Source organism: Streptococcus sp. 27098_8_148 (genome assembly GCF_041432105.1).
Lineage (GTDB): Bacteria > Bacillota > Bacilli > Lactobacillales > Streptococcaceae > Streptococcus > Streptococcus parasanguinis_AE.
Genome location: NZ_JAPVYY010000005.1, coordinates 57,517 through 81,696, shown reverse-complemented (window position 1 = coordinate 81,696; position 24,180 = coordinate 57,517). Strand labels below are relative to the sequence as shown.

The following is a 24,180-nucleotide window of genomic DNA, read 5'->3' as shown; positions in this document are numbered from 1 at the left end:
GGAGGCGACAAGCTTGCTCACAAACTACTATCCAATGACCTACAGCTACTACCAAGGTAGCATCGAGGACAATCCCTACACGGCCAAATGGGGAATGGTCACCAAATTTTTAGACCTAAACGACGAGACACTCACTCCATTTGAGGGTATGACCTTTGGGATCATCGGCTTTAAGAGCGACAAAGGAGTCTATATCAATAATGGGCGTGTAGGAGCAGTCGAGGGTCCTACAGCCATCCGTTCTCAAATCGCTAAACTTCCATGGCACTGGGGAACCAATGTGACAGTGTATGATGTGGGAAATATTGACGGGCCCAACCATTCACTAGAAGAACTCCAAGAAAGTCTCTCACAAGCGATCCAGCGCATGTACCAATTAGGGATCCAACCTATTGTCCTAGGAGGCGGTCACGGAACTGCGTACGGCCACTATCTAGGGATTCAATCCAGTTTAGAAAAAGATGAACAACTGGCTGTGATCAATCTGGATGCCCACTTTGATTTGCGGCCATACGACCAAACCGGTCCCAATTCTGGAACAGGATTTCGTCAAATGGCTGATCATGCGAAAGAAAAAGGTCAGGACTTCCCTTACCTCATCCTTGGGATCCAAGAGCACAATAACAACCTCTTCCTCTTTAATTATGTCGCTAAAACACCAAGCATTGATTTCTTAACAGGGCAAGACCTCTTCCAGATGAGCCACCAAGCCATTCTGGATCGAATCGATCAATTTTTAGAAAACCAAACCGCGATCTATCTGTCTATTGATATGGATTGCTTTGCGGTCGGCTCTGCTCCTGGTGTTAGCGCCATCCAATCATTGGGTGTCGATCCCAAACTGGCCCTTCTGCTTCTCCAACACATTGCTGCTAGTGGTAAGCTAATCGGATTTGATGTCGTGGAAGTTTCTCCTCCTCATGACATTGACAACCATACTTCAAACCTTGCTGCGACCTTTATCTTTTACTTGACCCAAATATTGGCGCAACAAAAACTGAACTAAGAAGATTTCTACACACATAAAAAGCATAGAAACACCCATTGCTTGGGTATTTCTATGCTTTTTTCATTTTCGCCTGAAAGGAGGCATGGCCTCTTAGCCTTCTCTTATGATTTAGATAAGAGACACTACAGGTCTTTTAATTTCTTAAGAAACTGACGATCTCTGTATGGATTCAAGTGTTGCTCTGCCACCTTTTTGTAGTAATTTTTATCTTCTTTTAAGAAGGTGCTCAGGGCAGGAGCGAGCTCTATTCCTTTCTCCTTTTGATCAGATAAGTAAGCTAATAGATAATGAACCATCCCCTTATCCCGTGAATTGGCAGATTGTTTCATCGTCCTTTCTTTTCGAGCCAGATAAGCCGCAACCTTCTCCTGATCCCCTTGCTGGCAAGCAATTAAAGATTGGTAAAATTCGAGCAACTCTTCCTTCCAAGGGAAACGAACACTGGACAAAATCTTCTGAGCTCTGTCAAAACAGAGGCGAGCTTGAATCAAATCTCCCTTCCAATAATAGGCGATCCCAAGATCAATATCAAAGACGACGCGGACGGAATCAACAGCTTGATCTCCCACCAAACGCAGAACCTCTTCTAAGTGGGTGACCGCTACTTGGAAATGCCCTCTCACTTGCTCGATTTCAGCGAGGTAGGCCAAAGAAGCTGCAATTTGAATGGCATACTTGGCCTGCATGCTATTGGTCAAACTAAAGCAATCAATAGAGCGATACAGATGCCGGGTTGCCTGCTCCTCATCCCCAACCATCAGGTGATACAAGCCCTTCAAACGCAACTGGATCGCGATGACCTCATGATTATTAGCTTGGATGGCATCTTCTAAAGCTAAATCTGTATAATAGGCCATCTCAGAGATATTTTCCGTTTGAATGCAATAATAAATGATTTGCCGATAACCCTCTAAGAGGAAGTCGGATTGCTTGAGTTCCCGCGCATAGGAGATGACTTTTTGGATATCATGAATCCCCTTTTGATACTCCCCACTTCGAATAAAATAGCGACCTTCTAGGTACAAGTAACGCAGTTGTAAATGCTTGTATTCTCTATCTCTTTGGTGCCTTGAAAAGAGGTTATCTAATTCTTGGCGAATGCGGGATAGCTCTCCAAAAATGTCCAAATGGCTATTTGTACCATCTGATAGGAACCCCTCATCTACCTTGGAATAAATCGGAAACAGCTCATGCTCCAGCTGAAGGATTTCTTCTAAATAGGTCAACTCAAAAGATATGGAACGCAAAAGATTTTGGGATTGTTTGTATTGGTAGGCAATTTCCTTATAAAGAAGAAGGTCCGTCGAATCTTCTAAAGTTTCTTCCAATTTTTGCGCAATTTGTTGGTGGAAGAGCCGCCGTCTAGCTGGCGAAAGAAGATGGTAAAAGTACATGGCTACCAATTGCTTGCAGAATTGAACCATGAGAGCCTCTCCTTCTTCTACGATTGAGACGATCGCTCTTTCAGATAAAGGCTCGATTAATTCTGTCAAAACAGGAAGCTCTGTAGCCGTCAATTCTGCCAAGATAGACAGGGAGATTGGCTTATGAAAACAAGATAAGTAGTGAAGAAGAGCTTCTTCTTCACTGCTCATATCTCCAAGTTCCTGAGAAAGATAAGCTTGGATGATATCCGGCAAGGGCTCTAAATTTTCATTTTCTTTCCACTCTTCGATATAGCTGGACAGGAAGAACGGACTGCCCTCACTCCATTCGACCATCTGCTCTATCACGGCCGGCTCTATTGCTCCCAGTTCCCCTTTCAAGAGAGCACGACTTTCACTTGGTTCAAAATTGGTCAACTCTAGTTGAGACAAGCGTTTCTCTACCTTCAAGCCCCCCAAGAAGTTGACAAAGAAAGCTGGTAGGGGCTCTTCCGCTGTAAAAATTAGTTGCCATTTTTCCTGATTTCTTCGCTCTTCTAGTTGTTTCACTTTTTCTAGAGACACTGCATCGATCCACTGGGCATTTTCAAGAAGAATCAGGAGCGGTTTTTCTTTGCTAAGGCCTTGAAGCTGATTCCACACTGAAATGAGGTCATCCTCCCCTTCCAGAAATGGAATCCCCATCTCATCCCCCATTTTCTCTAGAGCTTGTTTGAGATCATTCCAGGTGCTTCCTTCATAGCGCTGACTGGTAGCTTTTCCTTCCACCTTGATAAAGTTAAAACTGCGATTGGACATCAAGACCAACTGTCGTAACAGACGTTTCTTACCTGTCCCAGATTGTCCCATCACGAGAAAAGGACCTACTGCTTCACCCGTCTCGACTAAGGAAAGGTATTCCTCGAGTTGCGAGAGTTCTTGTTTCCGGCCAAAAAAGGAAAGTTCACGGATATTCAAGCGATTGGTCAGTTTATGAGTTCGTTTGGCTTCCAAAACGGAGTGATAAAGTTCCTCAATCGCTCGACTGGGACGCACACTGAGCTCGCGATCCAATAAATCGACAAGTTTATAATAGGTCTCGAAAAATTTTCCTAACTGGTGATGGAAACTATAATACTCCATCAAGAGCTGGTAGTTTTTCTCTTCAAATTCATCCAGCTCTACCAAATGATGGAGCAAGAGTTCTATACTAGGATCTCCGAAACCGACCTTTTTAATTTTTTGATAGCAGCTTTCGACATAGAGCTTCCTATAAGCATCCCGTTTGCGAGAAGCCCACTGATCAAATTCTTCATCATCTTTGACATAGAAGCCCTCTAAAAAGTCTCCCCGATATAGATCCAAGGCACTTAGTGGATCTCTTTCAAAGAACTGGACATCCAAAGAAAGACTCAAATCAGGATTAAGAGCCAAACTGCTCCGGTTTGGAGAGACAATGATATCTCCCTCAAAGATTTTATTGGCTTGGTAAACCGTATTCCGTAAGTTTTTGCGGGCTACTTGGTTTTCCTTAGCTCCCCAAAGAATACCGGCGATTTCATCACGGTTTACCTGGCCCATGACCGCTAAATAATAAAGTAAGGCCTCCATCTTCGAAAAAGAAAAACGAATATCTTTCTGATTAAAAACAACCTTAGGGGGTCCAAATAATTTCAGCTTAAGCTCTTTTTTCATTGCAAGCGCCTCCAAAAACTTCATATTAATACTATAAAAAAAAAGTTGGTTTTTAGCAAGTGATTGACCCGAATAAAAAGAGACTGAGAACTATTCTTTCTCAATCTCTACACTTCCTACTAAAAGTGTTGATTAATTCACTTCAAAATTCGGTTGATGAGCAAATAAGGCCTTTGTTGCTTGGTAGACGTGGTAAGCGACATCTTCATTGTTCATGGTGTAAAGATGGACACCTGCCACATCTTGAGTAACCAAATCAACGATTTGATCGACTGCATAAGCCAAGCCAGCTGCGCGAAGAGATTCTGGATCATGCTCATACTTGTCTAAAATGGCTTTAAACTTCCGTGGGATATGAACATTTTCACAAGTTTTGAGGAGACGAAGGGCCTGGTTTCTGTTAAGAATTGGCATCACTCCTGCATGAATAGGAACATTGATCCCAGCTAAAGTACACTTATCTTGAAAATCATAGAAACGCTCATTGTCAAAGAAAAGTTGAGTCACTAGGCTCGAACATCCAGCATCCACTTTCTTTTTCAGATTTTGAATATCTGAAATTTGATTTGGAGAATCTGGGTGACCTTCTGGGTAACAAGCACCAATCACATCAAAGTGAGGAGCTTCTGTTTTAATAAATTCAATCAAGTCCGTTGCATAACGAAAGTCTTTTAAAGGTTCCACACCAGGAATAATATCCCCACGCAGAGCCAAAATCCGATGAACCCCTACTTCATCTAACTCATGAAGAGTATCGGCCACTTTTTCCTTGCTCAAATAGACGGCTGGCAAGTGAGCAATCGTCGGAATAGACAATTCATTTTGAATGTAATTGGCTAAAGCAACCGTCGTCTCTTTGATATTGTATTTATTATTGCTAGCGGTCACACTAATAAAGTGAGGAGCTAGCTCCTGCATATTTGCCAAAGCACGTAAGAGTTTGGCATTGCCTACTTCAGGATTTGGAGGAAAAACTTCAAATGACAGAGACGGTGTGTGTTGTGACATATTCTATCCTTTTCTTTTGTTTCTTTGATCAAGAACTCTGAGCCACTATTTCTAAGATAAGGGAACGATTCGAAAACCCTCTACACGATGATAGAAGGTCCTCGAAACATTTCTTACAAGTGTTCACGCGCTTCTTTAGCAGCATTAACGAGTTTGATCAAGCTTTCTTTTGTTTCTTTAATTCCACGAGTCTTCAAACCACAGTCAGGGTTGATCCAAACTTTGCCACTTGGTACTTTTGCCAAGATTGCTTCGATGGTATGATCAATTTCACCGTCTTGTGGGACACGTGGTGAGTGGATATCGTAAACCCCAGGTCCAACTTCTGTTTGGAAGTTTTTTGCTTTCAACTCATCCAAGATTTCAAGGTTTGAACGGCTTGCCTCAAATGAGATGACGTCAGCATCCAAGTTGTCGATAGCTGGGATGATATCTGTAAATTCTGAGTAACACATGTGAGTGTGGATTTGGGTGTCTGGTGCTACAGTTGAGTGTACCAAACGGAAGGCTGGAATCGCCCAGTCAAGGTAGTCTTCGTACCAGTCGCTACGACGGAGTGGCAATTTTTCACGAAGAGCAGCCTCGTCGATTTGGATGATCTTCACGCCTGCAGCTTCAAGGTCAAGAACTTCATCCTTGATGGCAAGAGCGATTTGAAGAGTAGAATCCTTGATAGAGATGTCTTCACGTGGGAATGACCAGTTAAGAATGGTAACAGGTCCAGTCAACATCCCTTTAACAGGTTTGTCTGTACGGCTTTGTGCGTAGCTAGACCATTTCACAGTGATTGGGTTGAGACGAGTCACATCTCCCCAGATGATTGGTGGTTTCACCCCACGCATACCGTATGATTGTACCCAACCGTTTTTAGAGAAGAGGTAACCAGACAAGTTTTGACCGAAGTACTCAACCATATCGTTCCGCTCGAATTCACCGTGTACAAGTACGTCAAATCCAACTTCTTCTTGCCATTTGATCCATTCGTCGATCGTTTCAGCAAGGAAGGCATCGTATTCTTCTTGTGTCAATTCACCCTTACGGAAGGCCAAACGTTTGGCACGTACTTCCTTAGTTTGAGGGAATGAACCGATGGTAGTTGTTGGAAGTGCTGGAAGCTTGAAGGCTTCTTTTTGGATTTCTTCACGTTCTGCGAAAGCTGGCAAACGAGTGTAGTCTGCTTCTGTCAAAGCTGCGATACGAGCATGAAGTTCAGCATTTGCTCCAACGCGTTCTGTTGCAAAGAGTTCTTTGTTGGCAGCAAGAGCTTCTGCCCCTTGACCATTGCGGATGGCATCCAAGTCACGCAATTCACCCAATTTTTCAACTGCAAAGGCGAAGTGGTTCAAAATAGCTGGTTCAAAATCTTCGTTAGCCGTTGTAAATGGCACATGAAGAAGGGAGCAAGAAGTCGTCAAGACAACCTTTTCAGCTGGAACTTGATCCAAGATTTCCAAACTCTTTTCATAGTTGTTGCGCCAGATGTTTTTCCCATTCACAATACCTGCATAAAGGGTCTTATCAGCTGGGAAGCCACCTTTAACGAGTTCAAGTGTTTTCTTGCCTTCAACAAAGTCAAGACCAATACCATCTACTGGCAAGTTCACAAGATCATTGTAGACATCACGAACATCACCAAAGTAAGTTTGGATCAAGACTTCAAGGCCTTTCTTGTCAGCCAAGAGTTTGTTGTAGAGGTTCAAGAAGAGAGCTTTTTCTTCAGCTGACAAATCTTTGACAAGAGCTGGCTCATCGAGTTGAATACGAGTCGCACCAAGCTCAGCCAATTTGGCAAAGACTTCTTGGTAAGCAGCAACCAAGCTGTCGACGAAGTCTTCAGCTTTCACACCATCTTCAAAGTCAGATAATTGAAGGAAAGTGAATGGTCCAACCACTACTGGACGAGTGTTGATCCCCAATTCTTTGGCTTCTTGGTACTCATCAAAAATCTTGTGACCAGCCAATTTCACTTCTGTCGCTTTTTCAAATTTAGGAACGATGTAATGGTAGTTGGTGTTAAACCATTTTTTCATTGGAAGGGCACGGACATCCCCTTTTTCACCTTGGTAACCACGCGCCAAAGCGAAGTATTGTTCAAGGTCTGTCAAATCCAAGTTTTGAACAGATGCAGGCACGACGTTGAAAAGGAAGGCCGCATCAAGGAAATTGTCGTAGTGTGAGAAGTCATTTGAAGGAATCTCTGAGATGCCTTGTTCTTTAACAATGTTCCAGTGTTTTGCGCGCAAGTCTTTAGCAGCTACCAAGAGCTCGTCTGCTGAGATTTCTTTTCTAAAGTATTTTTCAGTTGTAAATTTTAATTCACGGAATTCACCCAAACGTGGGAAACCGATAATTGTAGTTGACATGTTGTGTCCTCCAAAAATTCTAATTGACACTATCATATCAGAAGATAGCCGTCTTGTATAATTGCTTTTACACGAATTTTGATATAGCCAAAAACTATAACACAGATTTAATAGGCCTTGAGAGCAGAAATCAAAATCAAAAACTAGGACTTCTTATAAATATTTCCTATAACCCAAGCATCCCCAAAACCATTTTTGAGCGGATTTTAAGCGGATTTTTGAGCGGATTCTGCTAGAAGAACAGCCCCTAAAAACTAAAGAAGGCCTTCTCTACTGAGAAAGACCTGTGCAAGCATAAACAAATTGCTTCTGTTTACAAATCTAAGAAATTCTATAAAAATGTATTCGTTAGAATGATTCTATCATCTAGTGAAACTTTCCGCCGTGAGAAAAGTGCTAGAAACACTATTGTTTCTAGCACTCGGGAGTTTTGAGAGTAAAACAGTTTGGGAAACTGTTTTAGCCTGAGCCCAGAAATTAAAGAGCGAAGGGGCTCAATAAAAATTGAACACGGGCTGCGGATTGTGTCAAAAAGATAAGTTTTTCTAGAATCAAAAGATTCTGCGTCAAACTTCCTATTTTGACTTTATCCGCAGACGCCCTTAGTATCTTGATTTAGTCTTGGAACTTCGTAGAAGTTCGCTGACGTCCGTACTCACCTAAGGAAAGTTTTTTAGATGACTTCGTCCTCATTCTGACAGTCCTTCTCTGCTGAGAAAGACCTGCTTCTACGAGGAAGTAATTTCCCCTATTTTTTCATTTGCCTCATTAGGCTAATTTAACACAGAAGGCATCCCAAGGGGCCAACTTGCCTGATTCGAGGACTTGTTCTACCTTGGTATTGGCGATGAGAACCTCTTCAACCCCATTAACGAGCGGTAAGTCTTGCTCTTGACTGGAGAGATTGACAACCACCAGATAGGCTTGCTCTCCTTCTACCCGCTTGTAGGCAAAAACCTTGTCTGCTGCATCCACCAATTCATAATCAGCAGTCACAAGCCAAGGGTGTTCTTTTCTCAAAGCAATGAGGGCTTGGTAGGTATAGAAAATAGAGTCTGGATCTGCTAGGGCAGCCTCCACATTGATCTCTTTGTAGTTTGGGTTGACCGCAAGCCATGGACGGCCTGTCGTAAAGCCGGCTTCTACTTCATCATTCCACTGCATCGGTGTCCGTGCATTGTCCCGACCAATATGGCGAATTTGATCCATGATCACTTCGAGCGGCACGCCTTTTTCTAAGGCTTCATGAGCATAGTTGATCGACTCGATATCTTCTACGTCCTCAAGGCTCTTAAATGGATAATTGGTCATCCCGATTTCTTCCCCTTGATAGATATAAGGAGTTCCCTTCATCAAGTGAAGCAGAATCGCTAAAGCCTTGGCAGATTTGACACGATAGTCCCCATCATCCCCCCAAGTGGACACAATCCGTGGCAAATCATGGTTGTTCCAAAAGAGGGAATTCCAGCCTTCCTCTTCTCCCAATTCCGTCTGCCACTTGGTGAAAATTTCCTTCAATTTAGGCACATCCAATTCCTTAGCGTAGTGCCACTTTGGTTGACCCGGTTGGTATTGAAGGCCGATGTGTTCAAATTGGAAAACCATGGACAATTCTTGATTTTTTGGATTGGAGTATTGCTTGGCAATCTCTGGAGTCGCCCCCCAAGTTTCTCCTACTGTAAGCAGATCCTTATCACCAAAGGTAGCTTGATTCATTTCCTTCAAGTAAGGATGGAGCATGGGACCATTGCTGATGATTTCCTGATCTGGGATCTTACCGATCATATCGATCACATCCATACGGAAACCACCAATTCCCTTGTCAATCCAGAAATTCATCATGTCATAGATCTGATGACGGAGTTCCTCATTTTCCCAGTTGAGATCTGGTTGCTTCTTACTAAAGTTATGCAGGTAGTATTGACCTGAAGCTTCATCAAACTCCCAAGCAGAGCCACTAAAAGCAGACATAATGCCATTAGGCTCATCGCGCCAAATATAGAAATCCCGCTTTGGACTTTCTGGATGTTCACGCGCCTCGATAAACCAAGCATGCTCATCAGAGGTATGGTTGACTACCAAGTCCATGATGATTTTGATCTTGCGTTTCTGACCTTCTGCGATCAATTCTTCCATATCTTCCATGGTACCAAAGATGGAGGCAATATCCTCGTAATCCGAGATGTCATAGCCGTTATCATCCATGGGACTCTTGTAGACTGGTGAGAGCCAGATGGCTGTAATCCCTAGCTTTTCCAGATAGTCTAGCTTGCTCGTGATCCCCTTGAGATCCCCGATGCCATCGCCATTACTATCCTTGAAACTTTTTGGATAAACTTGGTAAATTACGGCGTTATGCCACCATTTTTGTTCCATTTTTTCTTCTCCTTTATGATTGTGAAATCACTTTCATCATACAAAAATAGGGGTGAAATTGCAAGAGTTTACAAGTCTTCTCCCTCTTCACTGGAATAAATCACTTCAAAGAGACGTTGGCGCAAGCCTTCCTCCAAAGGTGTGATGACCTTCATCAACTGTTTCCAATCCTTCGCTCTTGAACAAGCCGCAAATAATTCGTTTTTCCTATCGTAGGCCAGGTTGGCAGATTTTAAGAGCTCAAACATCCGATCTTCTTTGGCAATAGGATGCGATTGCAGCTCACCCATCGCAATTTCTTGACTTTGATTATCCACTAAAATAGGAGCTGTCTCAAAGGTATGGAGGAAGAAACGGTGCTGTCTCTTTTCAGGAAGCAGCGTTCGATCACCTGTTAAATCCAGCTTAATCTTTCTTTCATCCCAATTGACAGTTAGGCGGGTTTCAACCTTGTTATCTCCTTCTCCTTCAACGAGTACGAAGGAACGATTGTCACCTGGGAAAAGATGCCAGTCCAGCATTTCTGGAAGGTCCACTCCTGTCTGTGCTTGTGCATCCATAGGGATGATAGCTCCCGCACGTGCAAAGACTGGAATATCCTGGCTGGTCCTAAAGATCGTGAGCTTGCCTCTTCCTTCATACTTCCAGTCATGGAAGAAATCGTACCAAACGCCGTCTGGGAACCAAACACTCACAGAAGCACTATGAAAGACAGGATCCAGCGCTTCGGTAATTGGTGCCACCATGAGTTCACTACCAAAGAAATATTGATTCTTCGCTTCATAAGCCTCTTCTTCATTTGGATAGTGGTAATAGAGGGGTTGAACCAAAGGCAGCCCTTCTTCGTGCGTCGCCACATTCATGGTGTAGAGATAAGGCAGTAAGCTATGGCGCAGGCGCAAATACTGCTTCATCAAGCGACAGGTCTCAGGCGAGTAAAACCACGGTTCCTTGCTGTTAAAGGCATTACAAGAACTATGAAGACGATTGATCGGGCTAAAAACCCCAAACTGCAACCAGCGAAGAGCCAAGTCTTCATCATAGTAGCCCCGCATATGGCCACCGATATCATGACTCCACCACGTATAACCGATATTTGAAGCTGTGCTGGTAAAATAGGGTTGAAAGGCTAGGGATTCCCAAGTCACAATGGTATCCCCTGAAAAACCGATCGGATACCGGTGGCTGCCAGGACCCCCATAACGCGATAAGATGAGACCAGCTTGGCCTTTTCGGCAATTGTCTAGATAATGATAGTGATTTAACAACCAAAGGGGATCCATCTTGCCATGACTTCCCTGTTGCCAATCAATCCACCAAAAGTCGACTCCTTGATTTTCCAAGGGATGGTGGACATCTTCGAAATAAGCTTCGCGAAAGGCTGGACTGTAAAAGTCAAAGCTAGCCGCTTCTTCTTTTTCCGCATCTAATCCCAAGCGTTTTGCGACCATGGGGTAAGCATCTTCGAAGGCGCGAATGCCATCTGCTGGATGGACATTTAAGGTCACCTTTAAACCACGCTCATGAAGACCATGTAAGAAGGCAGCTGGATCAGGGATCAAGTCCCGGTTCCAACTATAGCCCGTCCAACCACTTCCAAAGCGAGCAGGAATCGCCGTCTTGTGCCAATCCATATCGATCACACTGACCGCTAGAGGCACCCCTTCTGCTTTGAAGCGATCCATCAAATCTGTGTACTCCTGACTGGTATAAGGCCAATACCGGCTCCACCAGTTGCCCAGAGCATAACGTGGCAAGAGTGGGGGCTGTCCTGTCAGATGGTAAAAATCTTTTAAGGCACCTAGATAATCGCGCCCATAACCGAAGAAATACAGATCCACTTCTGGATAGGACCGTGCTCTAAAGCCGCTTTCGTCATCATACAAGTAGGAATTGGAATCGTCCAAAAGAGCATAGCCGGCCTTGCTCAAGATCCCATCTTCCAACTCCATAGCTCCATCGACCTCGTCAAGCGTCCGACTGGTCCCTTTCAAGGTCTCAGGCTGATCTCCATAGTGCCACCGGCTACCATAGACTGCATACTGACCCTTGAGCTCGATAAAAAGCCGATCCGGTGTAAAAGGTCCCTTTTCAAAATGGAGGTGGAGATGCTCCGTATGCAGATCGAGGACCTCTTCTGTCTCTACGACCTCACAGGCTACAGGTCCAAAATCACGATTTTGCACAACTTGCGTCTGACCATCCTCAAAAACACCATCCTCTGAGTATTCCAAGCGCACCAAAGATTCCGTTAATACGGAGATTCGGTAATTCTCTCCCTGTATCACTGATCCTGTCATTTGTCTTTCCTCCGCTTTTTATCTGCTTCGCCTCACTGTGTAAGCGTTTACGATTTTACTATAGCACTCAAAAAAAGGCCTGTCAACACCTGACAAAGCCTTTCCTAAAATTTTATAAGATCAACTTCCCCAATGGATCAAGAGATACATGAGACTCGATCCAAACATATCTGCCAAGGCATGCATGAGGAAAAATGGCAAGAGATTCTTGACGACCTTGAGGACGGACGTTAGGTGAAATTATCCAGTGGATGATTTCAGCAATCCAGGAAGTTCCATGACTAAATTAAGATACAGAGGGCGTCTGCGGAGTTAAAATTAAAAATCATATTTCTGCAGAATCATTTCACCTATTTTAGTTAAAAAATAGGTGATCAACATTCTGAGACTGGGACAAAAGTCCTAGCCTCTTAATTGTTTTTGGATTGTCGAGCAAGACGCAGTGGTTGAGTGGGCTCTACTACGCTGATTTCATCAGCTTTTACAGCCCTACTCAACTGTGCGGCGGTGGGACGACGAAATCGAATTCTAATGAATTACCGATTTCTGTCCCACTCTCAATTACACGATTAGTCTAACAAGTCTTGAATTCTATCCAGATACTGGTTGTCTGTCACCGCCATCACGCGTACCTCAGCTGGCCAGATAAAGTCGGGAGCAATCTGAATATGAAGCGGTTGATCTTCCGCATCTCGATAACCAATAATGTTGAGATGGTACTCCTCTCTGACAGCTAAGTCCTGAAGGCTTTTTCCTACCCAGCTGGATGGAACCGTAAACTCGACTACTACCACTTCTTCATCCAACTGGAAAACTTCAATCCGGTGTTGGAAAAGAATCATTTTAGCGAGGGACATGCCTGCTTCTACCTCTGGCAGGATGACCAAATCAGCCCCAATCTTTTCCAGAATTTCTTTGGTCACTTCATTTTTGACCTTGGCAATGACGTGCTCGACTCCAAGCGCCTTACAGTGCATCACCGCCAGCACACTGGACTCCAGATTTTCACCCGTCGCGATCACGACTGTGTCACAGTTCCCAATATCTGCTGCATCCAAGAGGTCCAACTCCGTAATGTCTCCAACAATTCCAGTTGTAATCATGGATTCATACTGATTAATCACATCTTCGTGATCATCAATTGCAACAATATCCACATCCTGGTCCTGCAGAGTTTTCAGGACACTCTGTCCAAAAATTCCTAATCCTAAAATTCCAATGGTTCGATTCGCCATGAGTTTCTCCTATCCGATAATGATGTCTGCTTTAGCATATTGCAAGGCATCTGCCTTCTTAGCTTTGTAATTTTTCAAACTGACCATGAGGGTCAAGGGGCCGATCCGACCGATAAACATAAGCACCATGATGATCCCCAGCCCTGCTCCATTTAAGGTTGAGGTCACATTGGCTGTCACGCCCACTGTCGCTAGAGCCGATACTACCTCAAAGACCAGGTACAAAAAGCGTTGACCATCCGGAGTCACGAGACAAAGGCCAAAGAGTCCAAGGAGAAAAGTCAACTGGAAAATCACTGCCGTCCCCAAAGAGCGTTGGACCAAGTCTGGTGCGATGGTGCGCTTACCCAAATTGGTATGTGGTAATCCAAGTAATTCCTTGCGAGCCAAAAGAACTAAGACCAGGAATGTCGTAATTTTCATGCCCCCTGCTGTCCCACCAGGTGCGCCACCTAGAAACATCTGCAAGAGATAGATAAAAAGTGTCACTGGCCGAACTGCTGTATAATCTAAGGAGGCAAAACCGGCCGTCCGCATGCTGACAGTTTGGAAAAAGCTGACCAAGACCTTCTCTCCCAATGGCAGGGACCCAATGGTTGCCGGATTATTAAACTCGGTCAAGAGGCTGGTTACTGTCCCAAAGAGGAGAATCGCAGCTGTTAACCAGAGAACCACCTTGGTGTGAAAGCGAAGAGTCCGTCGTCCGGATTGGTTACGGGCCTTGGTGACCAGGTCAAACCAAACCATAAAGCCCAAACCCCCTGTAATAATAAGGGCAGACAAGGTCAGATTGACCAACCAATCGGTCTGGAAGCTCATCATACTATCGCCCCCAAAATTATCAAAGCCCGCATTACAAAAGGCGGAAACCGCGACAAAGATAGAGTTAAAGATTCCATGGCCCCAGCCGAAGCGAGGAATGAAGCGAATCATGAGGAACAAGGCTCCCAGTCCTTCGATGGTAAAGGTGGTAATGAAAATAGAGCGCACAAAACGGGTCAAGCTTTGATTATTGCTAAAGCTAAAGCTGTCCCGAATAGTCTGCCGGTCCTTGAAACTGAGCTTTTGGCGGCTTTCCATAAAGAAGAGACCAATAAAGGTCAAAATCCCTAGGCCTCCAATCTGAATCAAGAGCATACAAATCAATTGCCCCCAGCCATTATAGGTCGAAGCCACCGACTGGGTAAAGAGCCCTGTCACACAGACCATAGAGACCGCGGTAAAGAGGTGGTCGATGTAGCCTGCTGTTGAGCTTACTTGCTGGACAAAGGGCAAACTCAGTAAGAGCGAGCCCATCAGGATAACCAAGGCAAAGCTGAAAAAGATCCGCCTTGCTGGAGACAGACCTTTGATCTTGGACTGCCATCGTTTAAAATATGATTTGACTAACATAACTTCATTGTATCATAAAAAGAGAATAGACCTACAAGTAATGAACCATTTCTAGGCATAATTCTAAGGCCTTCTCAAAAGCTTCTGAGCCCCAGTCACGCTGGTCATAATGTTCCAGATCTGCTAGAGAATCTGCGGTAAATAGGAGCAAGCCCCAAACCGCCTCACGAAGCTGGGCCACTGCAGCAAGAGAGGCACATTCCATCTCCACCACACTACACCCTTCTTCGATGCGATAGGCCACCTTGTCAGGTGTCTCCCTATAAAAGCCATCGGTCGACCAGGTCATGACCTCTTGATAAGGAATGGACGCTTGTTTGAGAACTGCTTCAATAGCAGTCAGTGCGCGGCCGTCCACCTCTATATAACGCGAAGGCGCGACATAATGATAACTGGCTCCTTCATCTCGCAAGGCCTTGGTCGGGATTAAAAAAGCATTTTCTTCTATGTCCACCAAGACCCCGCAGCTACCGGCCGATATGATCTTCTTCACTCCATAGCCAATCAACCAATCCATGAATTGGGCGGCAGGGGCAGATCCAACTGGCGCCTGGGCCAAGCAGATCTCCTCTCCTTTGTACTCCATAACATAGACCGGATAGATCTTGGTAGCTGAGACAAAGCTAGCTACTTGTTTGGCTCCAACAGCTTCCGCAAAGCGATCAATCTCATCTTCCAAGAAAGCATACACACATTTTTCAGGTAGGTGCAGGTCTAACCCCTCATGGGTCGGCATAATGACTGCCTGTGGATTGTCATCAAACTCTAAAATGGGTATTTCATGTTTATGGATCATTCCTTCTCCTTTTTAACGGGTATTTCTTTAATGACACGGGCTGGATTTCCTCCAAGGACCACATTGTCTCCAAAGGATTTTGTGACCACTGCTCCTGCGCCAGCAACCACATTGTCACCCAGCGTGACACCAGGAAGGATGGTGACCCCTCCTCCTGCCCAGAAGTTATCTCCTATCGTAATCGGCGCCCCGTACTCGAGACCAGAATTGCGCTCGTCTGGATCCAGTGGGTGCAAGGGGGTCAAGAATTGGCAGTTAGGACCAATCATGGCATTCTTTCCAATCGTAATGGGACATACATCCAACATGGTCAAATTGTAATTGGCATAGAAATTTTCTCCCAGATGGATATTAACCCCATAATCTACAAGAACCTGGCGATTAAGATAGAGGTTTTCACCGGTTGAACCAAACCACTCTTTGATGATAGCTACCCCTTTTGGGGGATCCACCTCTTGGTTAAAGGCTTCTTGTTTCTCCCGAGAGGCTTGGGCCAAAGCCCGTAATTCAGGGTCAGCAGGTCTATAAAAATCACCCGCAATCATTTTTTCATATTCACTGGCCATAAGGAAACCTCCACGTTATTTTGACATATTATAGCAGAATTCCCCCTTTAAAACAAACGTCAGAATAAGGGTTTGCAAGAAAAAAGATCACAAACGCTTAAAAATAATTAAAAACACTTGCATTAGCTTAATAGATAATGTAAAATATAGGCAAGAACAGAAATAAGGAGCAAGCTCATGTATCAGGAACAGCGACTCGAAAAAATCCTAGAACTTTTAGAAGAGCGAAAACAACTATCGGCCAAAGAAATGGTCGACTACTTCAAGGTCTCAAAAGATACCATCCGTCGTGACTTCGCTCTCCTTAGCCAACGCCAGCTGGTTCGCAGGACACACGGTGGTCTCCTTCCCTTAAACAAAGAACCTGGCCCTTCTTATCTAGACCGCAGTCAAAAGGCCAACAAGGAAAAGACTGCCATGGCTCAAAAGGCCCTGCAATTGATCCAAGATGGACAAGTGATCTTTCTCGACGTTTCCACCTCGATGACCCTGCTTGCTGGCTTGCTTAATAAGGAAGTCACAGTCTATTCGCATTCCCTTGACAATGCCATCCAGCTCAGTAGCCATTCCCAGGTTGACTTTCATCTTTTAGGAGGGAAATTCTACCCTAAAAACCGCTTCTACTATGACGCGAATCAAGCACAAATACTGGACAATCTTCGCTTTGATCTCGCTTTTTTTGGAGCAAGTAGCTTAGCCAATGGCGAAGTCACCTTTGAAGATGCTGAAGACGTTACAGTCAAATCCCTCGTCTTTGAACGGGCTCGTACCAAGGTGCTGGTGGCAGAAAGCAGCAAGTTCTCCCAAAATGCCAACTACTATCTTGCTCGTCTCCAACAATTTGATTATTGGATTACCGACCAAAAACCAAGCCCTGACATCCTTAAACAAGTCGGCAACGAAACCACTATTCTCTATTAGGAGGTAATCTTTATGTCTCACATTCGTCTCATCATCAGCGATATCGATGGCACCATCTTAAATGACCACCATCAGATTGACCCAGAGTTGGCAGCATTGATCCCAGATTTAAAGCGTGAAGAGATCCCTTTCGTGCTAGCCTCTGCTCGCTCCCCCAAAGGAATGGCACCCATTGCCAAAGAACTCGGTATAGAAGACTGCCCCATGGCCTGCTACAACGGGGCCTTGATTCAAAAAGGCGAGCAGGTTCTGTTTGAGCATCCCTTAGACAAGAATGAAGCTCGTCAGTTTATCGACTGGGCCAACCAACACTTCCCTCAAGTTTCGATCAACCTCTATAGCGGAAAAGACTGGATGACCGATCATCTCGACCAATGGAGCCGAGAGGAAGCCCGGATTACAGGGGAAAAACCTCTTATTCTTCCCCTATTGGATCCTTTGCTGGATATGACAAAGCCCCTCCACAAATTGCTCTTAATTGGAGATGCAGAAGAGATCCAAGCCCTCTATCGTGCTATTTCTGCCGATGACTTCCCTTCTACCGCCTTTTATCTCTCCAAAGCCAACTACCTAGAAGTTACTGCTAAGCACGTCTCTAAAGAGGATGCTCTGGTTGAACTCGCCAACCACTACCACTTGAGCTTAGAAGAAGTCCTCACCATGGGGGACAACTTCAATGACCTTCCTATGCTCAAAAAAGCAGGCATCGGTGTCGCTATGGGCAATGCTCCTCAAGAGGTGAAAGACGAAGCAGCAGTCGTGACAAAGGACAATAATGAAAACGGGGCTGGGCAAGCGGTTGAAACCTATGTGTTGATCTAGTCATCCGTTTAAAAAGGACGTCGAGTATAATACCCGACGTCCTTTTTGACGAATGTATAGCACTAAAACTACATCATTTTCATATAAATGCTATCCCAACAATGTCTGCAGAATTGGAACCACAATCACAAATAAGACTGTGCTGAGAGTGACCACATTCGTTGAAAACTCAACATCGCCTTTACCTTGATTGGCAAGGATAGGAAGAACTGCCAAGGCTGGTGTTGCTGATTGAATCATAAAGGTTCTAAATTCTGGTGCCACCATATTTGGAGAGAAGAACTTCAGAACCAAGAGCATGATGACCGGTGCAAGAATAAAACGACCAACCAGTGTGATAATGGTATCTTTATCAAAGCGAATCGTCTTAAGTCCTGCCTTAGCTAGGACGATACCGATATAGACAAGAGATAAGGGCGTTGTTAAACTACCAATATAAGTCAAGGTACTTTCCGCAAAACTTGGAACAGGAATACGTAACACCAAAAAGACGAGGGCTACGAGAAAACCTAATAAAGGAGCTGGGAAAAGCTTCTTCCAATTAAATTTTTGAGCCTGTTTTGAAGCCCCTTCTTTACTATCAGAAGTCATCAGATAGACACCTAATGTCCAAGTAGATACTGTATTTGTAATATAATAAACCAAGAAGTAAGGAAGGGCTTGATTTCCAAACAAAGCGATATTTAAAGGCAAACCAATAAATATGGTATTGGCATTAACAAAGGTATTAATCATGGTTCCTCGGCGTCCTGGGCGCACTTTAAAAACTTTCACTGCGATAAAGGCCGCTAGGTAACCAAGAATGAAGGCGATAAACGTATAGAGCAAACCGCCAGACAAGCTAATCAATTTATCTAAAGTTAAATATTTAAGAACAGAGGTAAAAATTGCAACAGGCATGGCCACGTTCATAATCAGTTTAGATAAGTCATTTCCGAAGCTCTCTTGAAACCAACCTCGGACTTGCAAGAAATAACCAAGAATGATGATGACGATAATGGGTACAATACTCTGAATTGACGTTAAAAAGATTTCCATAGTCTCCCTTTCTATCTAACAGGACATACAAGAAAAGGTGTACGAGGCATCCAGTCGCACTCGTACACCCCATTCCCATTTACTTATTTATATTCTGGGTACCATTTTAAATTACGAACTGCTTTAGCCATATCTGTTTCTTGAGCACGCGCAAGACCTTGTTCTTGCGCTTTTTTAGCAACTGCTTCTGCTACTTTGATAGACACATCAGCTACATACTTGAATGGAGGTAAGACTGGTGCTCCTGGTTCGCCTGGATTGACAATACCACTCAATGAATGTGCGGCAGCTCCAATCATTTCATCCGTCAACAGACTCGCTTCAGAAGCCAGCATACCAAGTCCAAGACCTGGATAAATCAGTGCGTTATTCGCTTGACCAATCACGTAGTCCACACCTTTATAGGAAACTGTACCAGCTGGAATTCCTGTTGCAACAAATGCTTTTCCGTCTGACCATTCGATCAAATCTTTGGCACTTGCCTCAGCTAGTTTGGTCGGGTTTGACAATGGGAAAATGATAGGACGTTCAGTGTTTTCACACATAGCTTCTACAATTTCTTTTGTGAAAGTATTCGGCTGAGTTGAAGTTCCCACAAGAATGGTTGGTTTAACCGTCTTCACTACTTCAAGAAGGTCCGTCAACTGATCTGCATTGGCAAAATCAGAACGTTTCTTAGCAAATGGTTTTTGTTGCGGCGTTAAGTCATCCATATCATCAAAAAGGAGACCTTGTTTGTCGACCATAAAGAAGCGTTTATAAGCTTCTTCTTCAGGTAGACCTTCACTAACCATTTCACGAAGGACACGAGAAGCAATCCCTGCACCAGCAGTCCCACCACCATAGCAGAGATAAACTTGATCCGTTAATTTTTCACCTGTAATATCCAATGCCCCAAAGATCCCACCTAGGGTAACAATACCAGTTCCTTGGATATCATCGTTAAAGGTTGGGATTTGCTTCCGGTATTTTTCAAGGATGTTAGCAGCATTTAAGCGACCAAAATCTTCCCAGTGCAGATAGAGTTTAGGGAAGAGGCGTTCTGCAGTTTGAACAAATTGATCGATAAAATCATAATAACGATCTCCACGCACACGTTCGTGACGATTTCCTAAGTAATTAGGATTGTTACGCAATTCTTCACGGTTGGTACCTGCATCAATGACCAAAGGAAGCACCGTTGAAGGATCGATTCCTGCAGCTCCAGTATAGACCATCAATTTCCCAACAGAAATATCAACACCATTTGTACCCCAGTCACCAATACCGAGAATACCTTCTGCATCTGTCACAACAATAAGACGAATTTCACGGTCCCCTGCTGCATTTTTCAAAGTTGCTTCGATATTTTCAGGATGATTGATATCAAGATATGCGGCATATTGTGGATCTACAAAGAGATCGCTATACCCTTCAATGGTATCAGCAATGGTTGGGTCATAGACAATGGGATTAAATTCTTCCAAATGTTGAGCAAATAGGTAGTAAAATAGAGTACGATTTGTATTAAAAATTTCCATTAGGAACAAACGTTTTTCCAAATCATTAACCTTTGTTTGCATTTGCGCATAAGTTTGCGCTGCTTGTTCTTCAATGGTTTGAACGTAAGGTGGTAGGAGGCCAATGAGACCTAGTTGCTTACGTTCCTCTAAAGTAAAGGCAGTTCCCTTGTTAAGGAAAGGGTTGTTTAAAATATCATGTGCAGTCATCATGTGACCTCCTTATTAGTTTAATTTATTATACCACTTATTTGCATTAAATGACACTTTGTTATGTATATGATACAATATGAATGAATCAGGCAATGAATGTTCAGGCGATGCAACCGAAAATGATGCGATTTCAAAAGATAACAAAATAATAGGTTTATCCATCACTTCCTAGATAGTCACGGTCATCTCTTAAAAAAGCCTGTTCCTTTCCACCTTTTAGAAGGTTATTCTCATCAAAAGATCCACTGTTTTCAGGTACTCTTTTTTCCACTTATGATGATCAATACCTATAAAAACCATAGATAATAAATCTAAAATATGTTTGTTATAAAATACTTTGTTTTGTTTAAGGTGTTATTTTTGTCATTTAAAACTTGTATTCTGGTTACATGAAAACAAAACATTATTTACAACGGTATATAGCGCAAAAGGTCAAATATTTGCGAAAAAAACAAAACATGAGTCAAGAGGAGCTATCGGAACGGGCAGATCTTGGATTAAAATACATCAATCAATTGGAAAATCAAAACGTGAATCTGACCATTCACAGTCTTGAAAAAGTCATTTCTGCTCTTGAGTTAACGCCTGAAGAATTCTTCAATTTTGATTCACTCGAAGCGTCTTCAGATCCTACTGACAGCCTTTCACTTAAGAGAGTAAATATGAAAATTAAGCAACTTCCAGTTGGAAAAAGGGAGAAGATCCTAACGATTTTCGAAGATCTTTTAGATAGCCTTTAATTGTCCTCTGACTCACCTCAGATTGTAACAAACAAAAAATCATATAGTCAAATTAGCTATCACGGATAATTTTTGCTTATCCATGTCTGTCTATTTAGAAGAGGGAGCCCAATGAATCTTAAGGACTTTTATTATTTTCTTGATCTTAGTCAACAGCAATCCTTTACTGGGGTTGCCCAAAAACACGGGATCAGTCAACCATCCGTTTCCTATGCGATTAAACGACTAGAAAAGGAATTTCACTGTCCATTAATCGCGCACGATCCTTCTCATCGTACTTTCAAATTGACGCCCCAAGGAGAAATCTTGCTACGACATATTCAAAAGGTCTTACCTGAGATTCAAGGGGCCAAAAAAGAGATCCTCCGGAGTCTCTCTCAATTCAATACGGTTGGTTTCCCACCAATCATCATTGACTATCTTGTCCGAAAACAACCCGCCTTTATCAGTAATGTTGCAGCTCTTCAAAGTATCCATCCTGTCCAAGAAGGATCTGTTGAACTTTTAGAAATGCTTTCCAAAGGAGAACTAGATGCTAGTTTTTTAGGGAGTTTAGTACCGATTAAAGATCATCGCTTCCAGGTAAGAGAAATGGCCAAACGAGATCTCTTCTATATCCTTCATCACAACCATCCACTAGCCTCAAAAAAAGTATTACAATTTTCAGACGTCATCGATGAAGATTTTATCATTCCAGACGAGCACTTTGTTCATTTAAAAGCCTTTGAACAGTTGAATGAGCGCTATCACCATGAGGCTACGCCCTTCTTTCAGACGGATGATATTCAGCTTCTAAAACAACTCCTTCGTAAACAAGTGGGGATCAGTTTACTAGCAGATCTTGCACTAACAGATGGTGAAGAAGAACTGATCGCGATTCCGATGGCAGAAAATGAACGGATCAGCTTTTACGTTTCACTAGTTGAACCGAAGGAAAGTAATCTCAAACCGGAGGTCATCCAATTCTTTGAAAAATTACTAAACTAGTCGTAGTCTTTGTTCTTAGTGCTAATGCAGAAACATAAATAAAGTGACTAGCTAGTATTTTTTACGACTAAAAAATAGAGTAGAAATGCCGATAAAATAAGGATTCCTGCAAATTGCTAGGAATCCTATTTTCTTTCGCATGTATTGTATAATTAAATTATTTTGTGTATATTTCACTTATTCGACTTTTTATTAATAATTAGAGATATAAAAAGCTCGGAAACCCTTGATTATTATACCGTTGACAAGTTTTTCAAAAACCTGTATGATAGAAAAAAGTTTATTAAAAAGGGGACGTATTTTGAAAAAATATACTATTTCACGTAAACAAACTTTAACTTTAGCTTCCGTTGTTTTAGGAACTGTCTTCACAGGAACGACTATTGCTTCTGCTGATGACGTTGCACCTAGCACAACCCAAGCTGCTCCTGCAGCCACTACAGCAGCAAAATCACCTATCACGGCTGCAACAGAAGAAATCAACGCCAAAGCCAATACACCAGTTGTTCCTGCTGATAAAGCAAAAACTGGGGATATCATCGCTGTGGACGTCAAAAAAACTGGCCCATCTGCTAAAACAGACGGTGCAGACACCACCACTACTTCAACAGCAACCATCAAAACGACTAGCTTAGCAGATCCAAACACACCTGTTGGCACTTCAAAACCGGTCTCATCTACTAAGACAGCTACATCAACCAAGGAAACAGCGGACTACACTGAGACAACAACTGAAACAGTTAATAAAACAACTGTAGTCGAAGTGACAAAAGAAGCCGATGTGGTCAATAAAAAAGAAGTTCAAGCAACATCAGACATCGTCTTTGTCATTGACAAATCAACTTCAATGGATTCTCACATCAGGGATACGATGAAGAATGTCGAGACCTTCGTTCGCAATCTATCGGCAAAAAATATTCAAGCTCGTTTAGGATTGGTTGAATACGAAAGAGCTAGTGAAGTTAAATACCATGATTTCAATGGATCTAAGTTCACAAGTGATCCAGAAAGTTTCATTTCTGCTTTGAAAACCATCAAAACTAAAGGCTACTATGAAAATGCTACTGTTCCATTGCATCATATCGCTACTTCAGGAGACTACAACTGGGGGACTGGGGCAAACAACCATCGCTTTGCTTTCTTGATTACAGATGAGGACATTGATCTTACAAAGGATACACCAACCAAAGAAGCGACACTGAAAGCCCTTAAAGATGCTGGTATCTCTTTGACAGTGGTTGGTGAAACACGTGAAAAAAAAGACTTTGATCCATTGGTCAATGGAACAAATGGTCTCTACTTAGATATCGACAAAAACTTTGCTAACTTGTTGAACGTTCAATTTGCCAATAAAGTCGTTGAAACTGTCCAAAAAGGTCGTGTCTTCAAAGTCCAAACAGACAAGTATGAGTTGATCTCAAAAACTCATCGTGTGGCGAAAGTAAAACCACAAACTCCTAGCATCCAAACGCCTGCAACACCGACTCCTACTCCTCAAAAACCGGCTGTTGTAACCCCTGCGAAACCGACTGTATTCACACCTGCTAAAAACGAGCCTGCCAAAACAGCAGTCTATATCGCACCTGCAGCTCTTCCTCAAAAAGAAGCAAGTCTTCCAAATACAGGAAGCAAGACCTCAATTGCCTTGACAACTCTTGGCCTTGGTCTTCTTAGCATGAGTGCTGCCTTTGGCCTCTCTCGTAAAACAAAGAAAGACTAACATGAAAAGCCTAATCCGTTGATTGGGCTTTTTATCACTCAAAATTTCCCCTTTGCTATTTTCATTAGAAAGCGGAAATCTTCAACTTCTACCAAGAGATTCTTGTCCTCCGCTATGATATAATGGGGACAGTACA

The 24,180-nt window shown here is 43.2% G+C and carries 17 protein-coding genes and 1 pseudogene; 6 read left to right on the top strand and 12 right to left on the bottom strand.

Features of this window, described 5'->3' with window-relative positions:
• The first annotated feature begins 13 nt into the window (after nucleotides 1-13).
• Entirely contained in the window at nucleotides 14-1,006 is a 993-nt protein-coding gene (gene hutG / locus O3646_RS05690; protein ID WP_024054987.1) for a formimidoylglutamase, read from the top strand.
• Nucleotides 1,007-1,131: 125 nt separating this feature from the next.
• Here hutG and O3646_RS05685 read toward each other — a convergent pair whose 3' ends face one another.
• The 10 genes and pseudogenes from O3646_RS05685 to O3646_RS05640 form a co-directional block, all read right to left on the bottom strand.
• Nucleotides 1,132-4,068 (bottom strand): AAA family ATPase, encoded by a 2,937-nt coding sequence (locus tag O3646_RS05685; protein WP_371610661.1) that lies wholly within the window; start codon nucleotides 4,066-4,068, stop codon nucleotides 1,132-1,134.
• Between the two features lie 132 nt (nucleotides 4,069-4,200).
• On the bottom strand, nucleotides 4,201-5,076 hold the full coding sequence (gene metF, locus O3646_RS05680; RefSeq protein WP_371610660.1) for a methylenetetrahydrofolate reductase [NAD(P)H]: 876 nt from the start codon (nucleotides 5,074-5,076) through the stop codon (nucleotides 4,201-4,203).
• 113 nt (nucleotides 5,077-5,189) lie between these two features.
• On the bottom strand, nucleotides 5,190-7,439 hold the full coding sequence (gene metE / locus O3646_RS05675) for a 5-methyltetrahydropteroyltriglutamate--homocysteine S-methyltransferase (RefSeq protein ID WP_070588691.1): 2,250 nt from the start codon (nucleotides 7,437-7,439) through the stop codon (nucleotides 5,190-5,192).
• Between the two features lie 768 nt (nucleotides 7,440-8,207).
• A complete protein-coding gene (locus O3646_RS05670; protein WP_371610659.1) occupies nucleotides 8,208-9,815 on the bottom strand; it encodes an alpha-glucosidase in 1,608 nt (535 codons plus the stop codon).
• 68 nt (nucleotides 9,816-9,883) lie between these two features.
• A complete protein-coding gene (locus tag O3646_RS05665; protein WP_371610658.1) occupies nucleotides 9,884-12,115 on the bottom strand; it encodes a TIM-barrel domain-containing protein in 2,232 nt (743 codons plus the stop codon).
• A gap of 120 nt (nucleotides 12,116-12,235) precedes the next feature.
• Nucleotides 12,236-12,331: pseudogene (locus tag O3646_RS05660) on the bottom strand (CPBP family intramembrane glutamate endopeptidase); the annotation flags it as partial.
• A gap of 353 nt (nucleotides 12,332-12,684) precedes the next feature.
• Nucleotides 12,685-13,350, bottom strand: a complete 666-nt coding sequence (locus O3646_RS05655) for a TrkA family potassium uptake protein (protein WP_371610657.1) — start codon at nucleotides 13,348-13,350, stop codon at nucleotides 12,685-12,687.
• 9 nt (nucleotides 13,351-13,359) lie between these two features.
• Nucleotides 13,360-14,742 (bottom strand): TrkH family potassium uptake protein, encoded by a 1,383-nt coding sequence (locus O3646_RS05650; protein ID WP_371610656.1) that lies wholly within the window; start codon nucleotides 14,740-14,742, stop codon nucleotides 13,360-13,362.
• 31 nt (nucleotides 14,743-14,773) lie between these two features.
• Nucleotides 14,774-15,538, bottom strand: coding sequence for a nucleoside phosphorylase (locus O3646_RS05645; protein WP_049497957.1), 765 nt, complete (start codon nucleotides 15,536-15,538; stop codon nucleotides 14,774-14,776).
• Nucleotides 15,535-16,104 carry a sugar O-acetyltransferase gene (locus O3646_RS05640; protein WP_049497956.1) on the bottom strand — a complete coding sequence of 190 codons (570 nt, stop codon included), beginning with the start codon at nucleotides 16,102-16,104 and terminating at the stop codon, nucleotides 15,535-15,537. Before O3646_RS05640 ends, O3646_RS05645 begins: the two co-directional genes overlap by 4 nt.
• Nucleotides 16,105-16,281: 177 nt before the next feature.
• Between O3646_RS05640 and O3646_RS05635 the strand changes: the two genes are divergently transcribed.
• Complete coding sequence (locus O3646_RS05635; RefSeq protein ID WP_371610655.1) at nucleotides 16,282-17,025, top strand: DeoR/GlpR family DNA-binding transcription regulator; 744 nt, start codon at nucleotides 16,282-16,284, stop codon at nucleotides 17,023-17,025.
• A 12-nt stretch (nucleotides 17,026-17,037) separates the two neighbouring features.
• Nucleotides 17,038-17,847 carry a Cof-type HAD-IIB family hydrolase gene (locus O3646_RS05630; protein ID WP_125826582.1) on the top strand — a complete coding sequence of 270 codons (810 nt, stop codon included), beginning with the start codon at nucleotides 17,038-17,040 and terminating at the stop codon, nucleotides 17,845-17,847.
• 90 nt (nucleotides 17,848-17,937) lie between these two features.
• Here O3646_RS05630 and O3646_RS05625 read toward each other — a convergent pair whose 3' ends face one another.
• Nucleotides 17,938-18,885, bottom strand: coding sequence for an AEC family transporter (locus O3646_RS05625; protein WP_023919058.1), 948 nt, complete (start codon nucleotides 18,883-18,885; stop codon nucleotides 17,938-17,940).
• An 83-nt stretch (nucleotides 18,886-18,968) separates the two neighbouring features.
• Nucleotides 18,969-20,594 carry a malolactic enzyme gene (locus O3646_RS05620; protein WP_371610689.1) on the bottom strand — a complete coding sequence of 542 codons (1,626 nt, stop codon included), beginning with the start codon at nucleotides 20,592-20,594 and terminating at the stop codon, nucleotides 18,969-18,971.
• A 392-nt stretch (nucleotides 20,595-20,986) separates the two neighbouring features.
• Here O3646_RS05620 and O3646_RS05615 point away from each other — a divergent pair, with 392 nt between their 5' ends.
• The 3 genes from O3646_RS05615 (at nucleotide 20,987) to O3646_RS05605 (ending at nucleotide 24,044) form a co-directional block, all read left to right on the top strand.
• Entirely contained in the window at nucleotides 20,987-21,337 is a 351-nt protein-coding gene (locus O3646_RS05615) for a helix-turn-helix domain-containing protein (RefSeq protein ID WP_023919061.1), read from the top strand.
• Nucleotides 21,338-21,448: 111 nt separating this feature from the next.
• A complete protein-coding gene (locus O3646_RS05610; protein WP_347112954.1) occupies nucleotides 21,449-22,324 on the top strand; it encodes a LysR family transcriptional regulator in 876 nt (291 codons plus the stop codon).
• 301 nt (nucleotides 22,325-22,625) lie between these two features.
• Nucleotides 22,626-24,044, top strand: a complete 1,419-nt coding sequence (locus O3646_RS05605) for a VWA domain-containing protein (RefSeq protein ID WP_371610654.1) — start codon at nucleotides 22,626-22,628, stop codon at nucleotides 24,042-24,044.
• Nucleotides 24,045-24,180 lie beyond the last annotated feature (136 nt).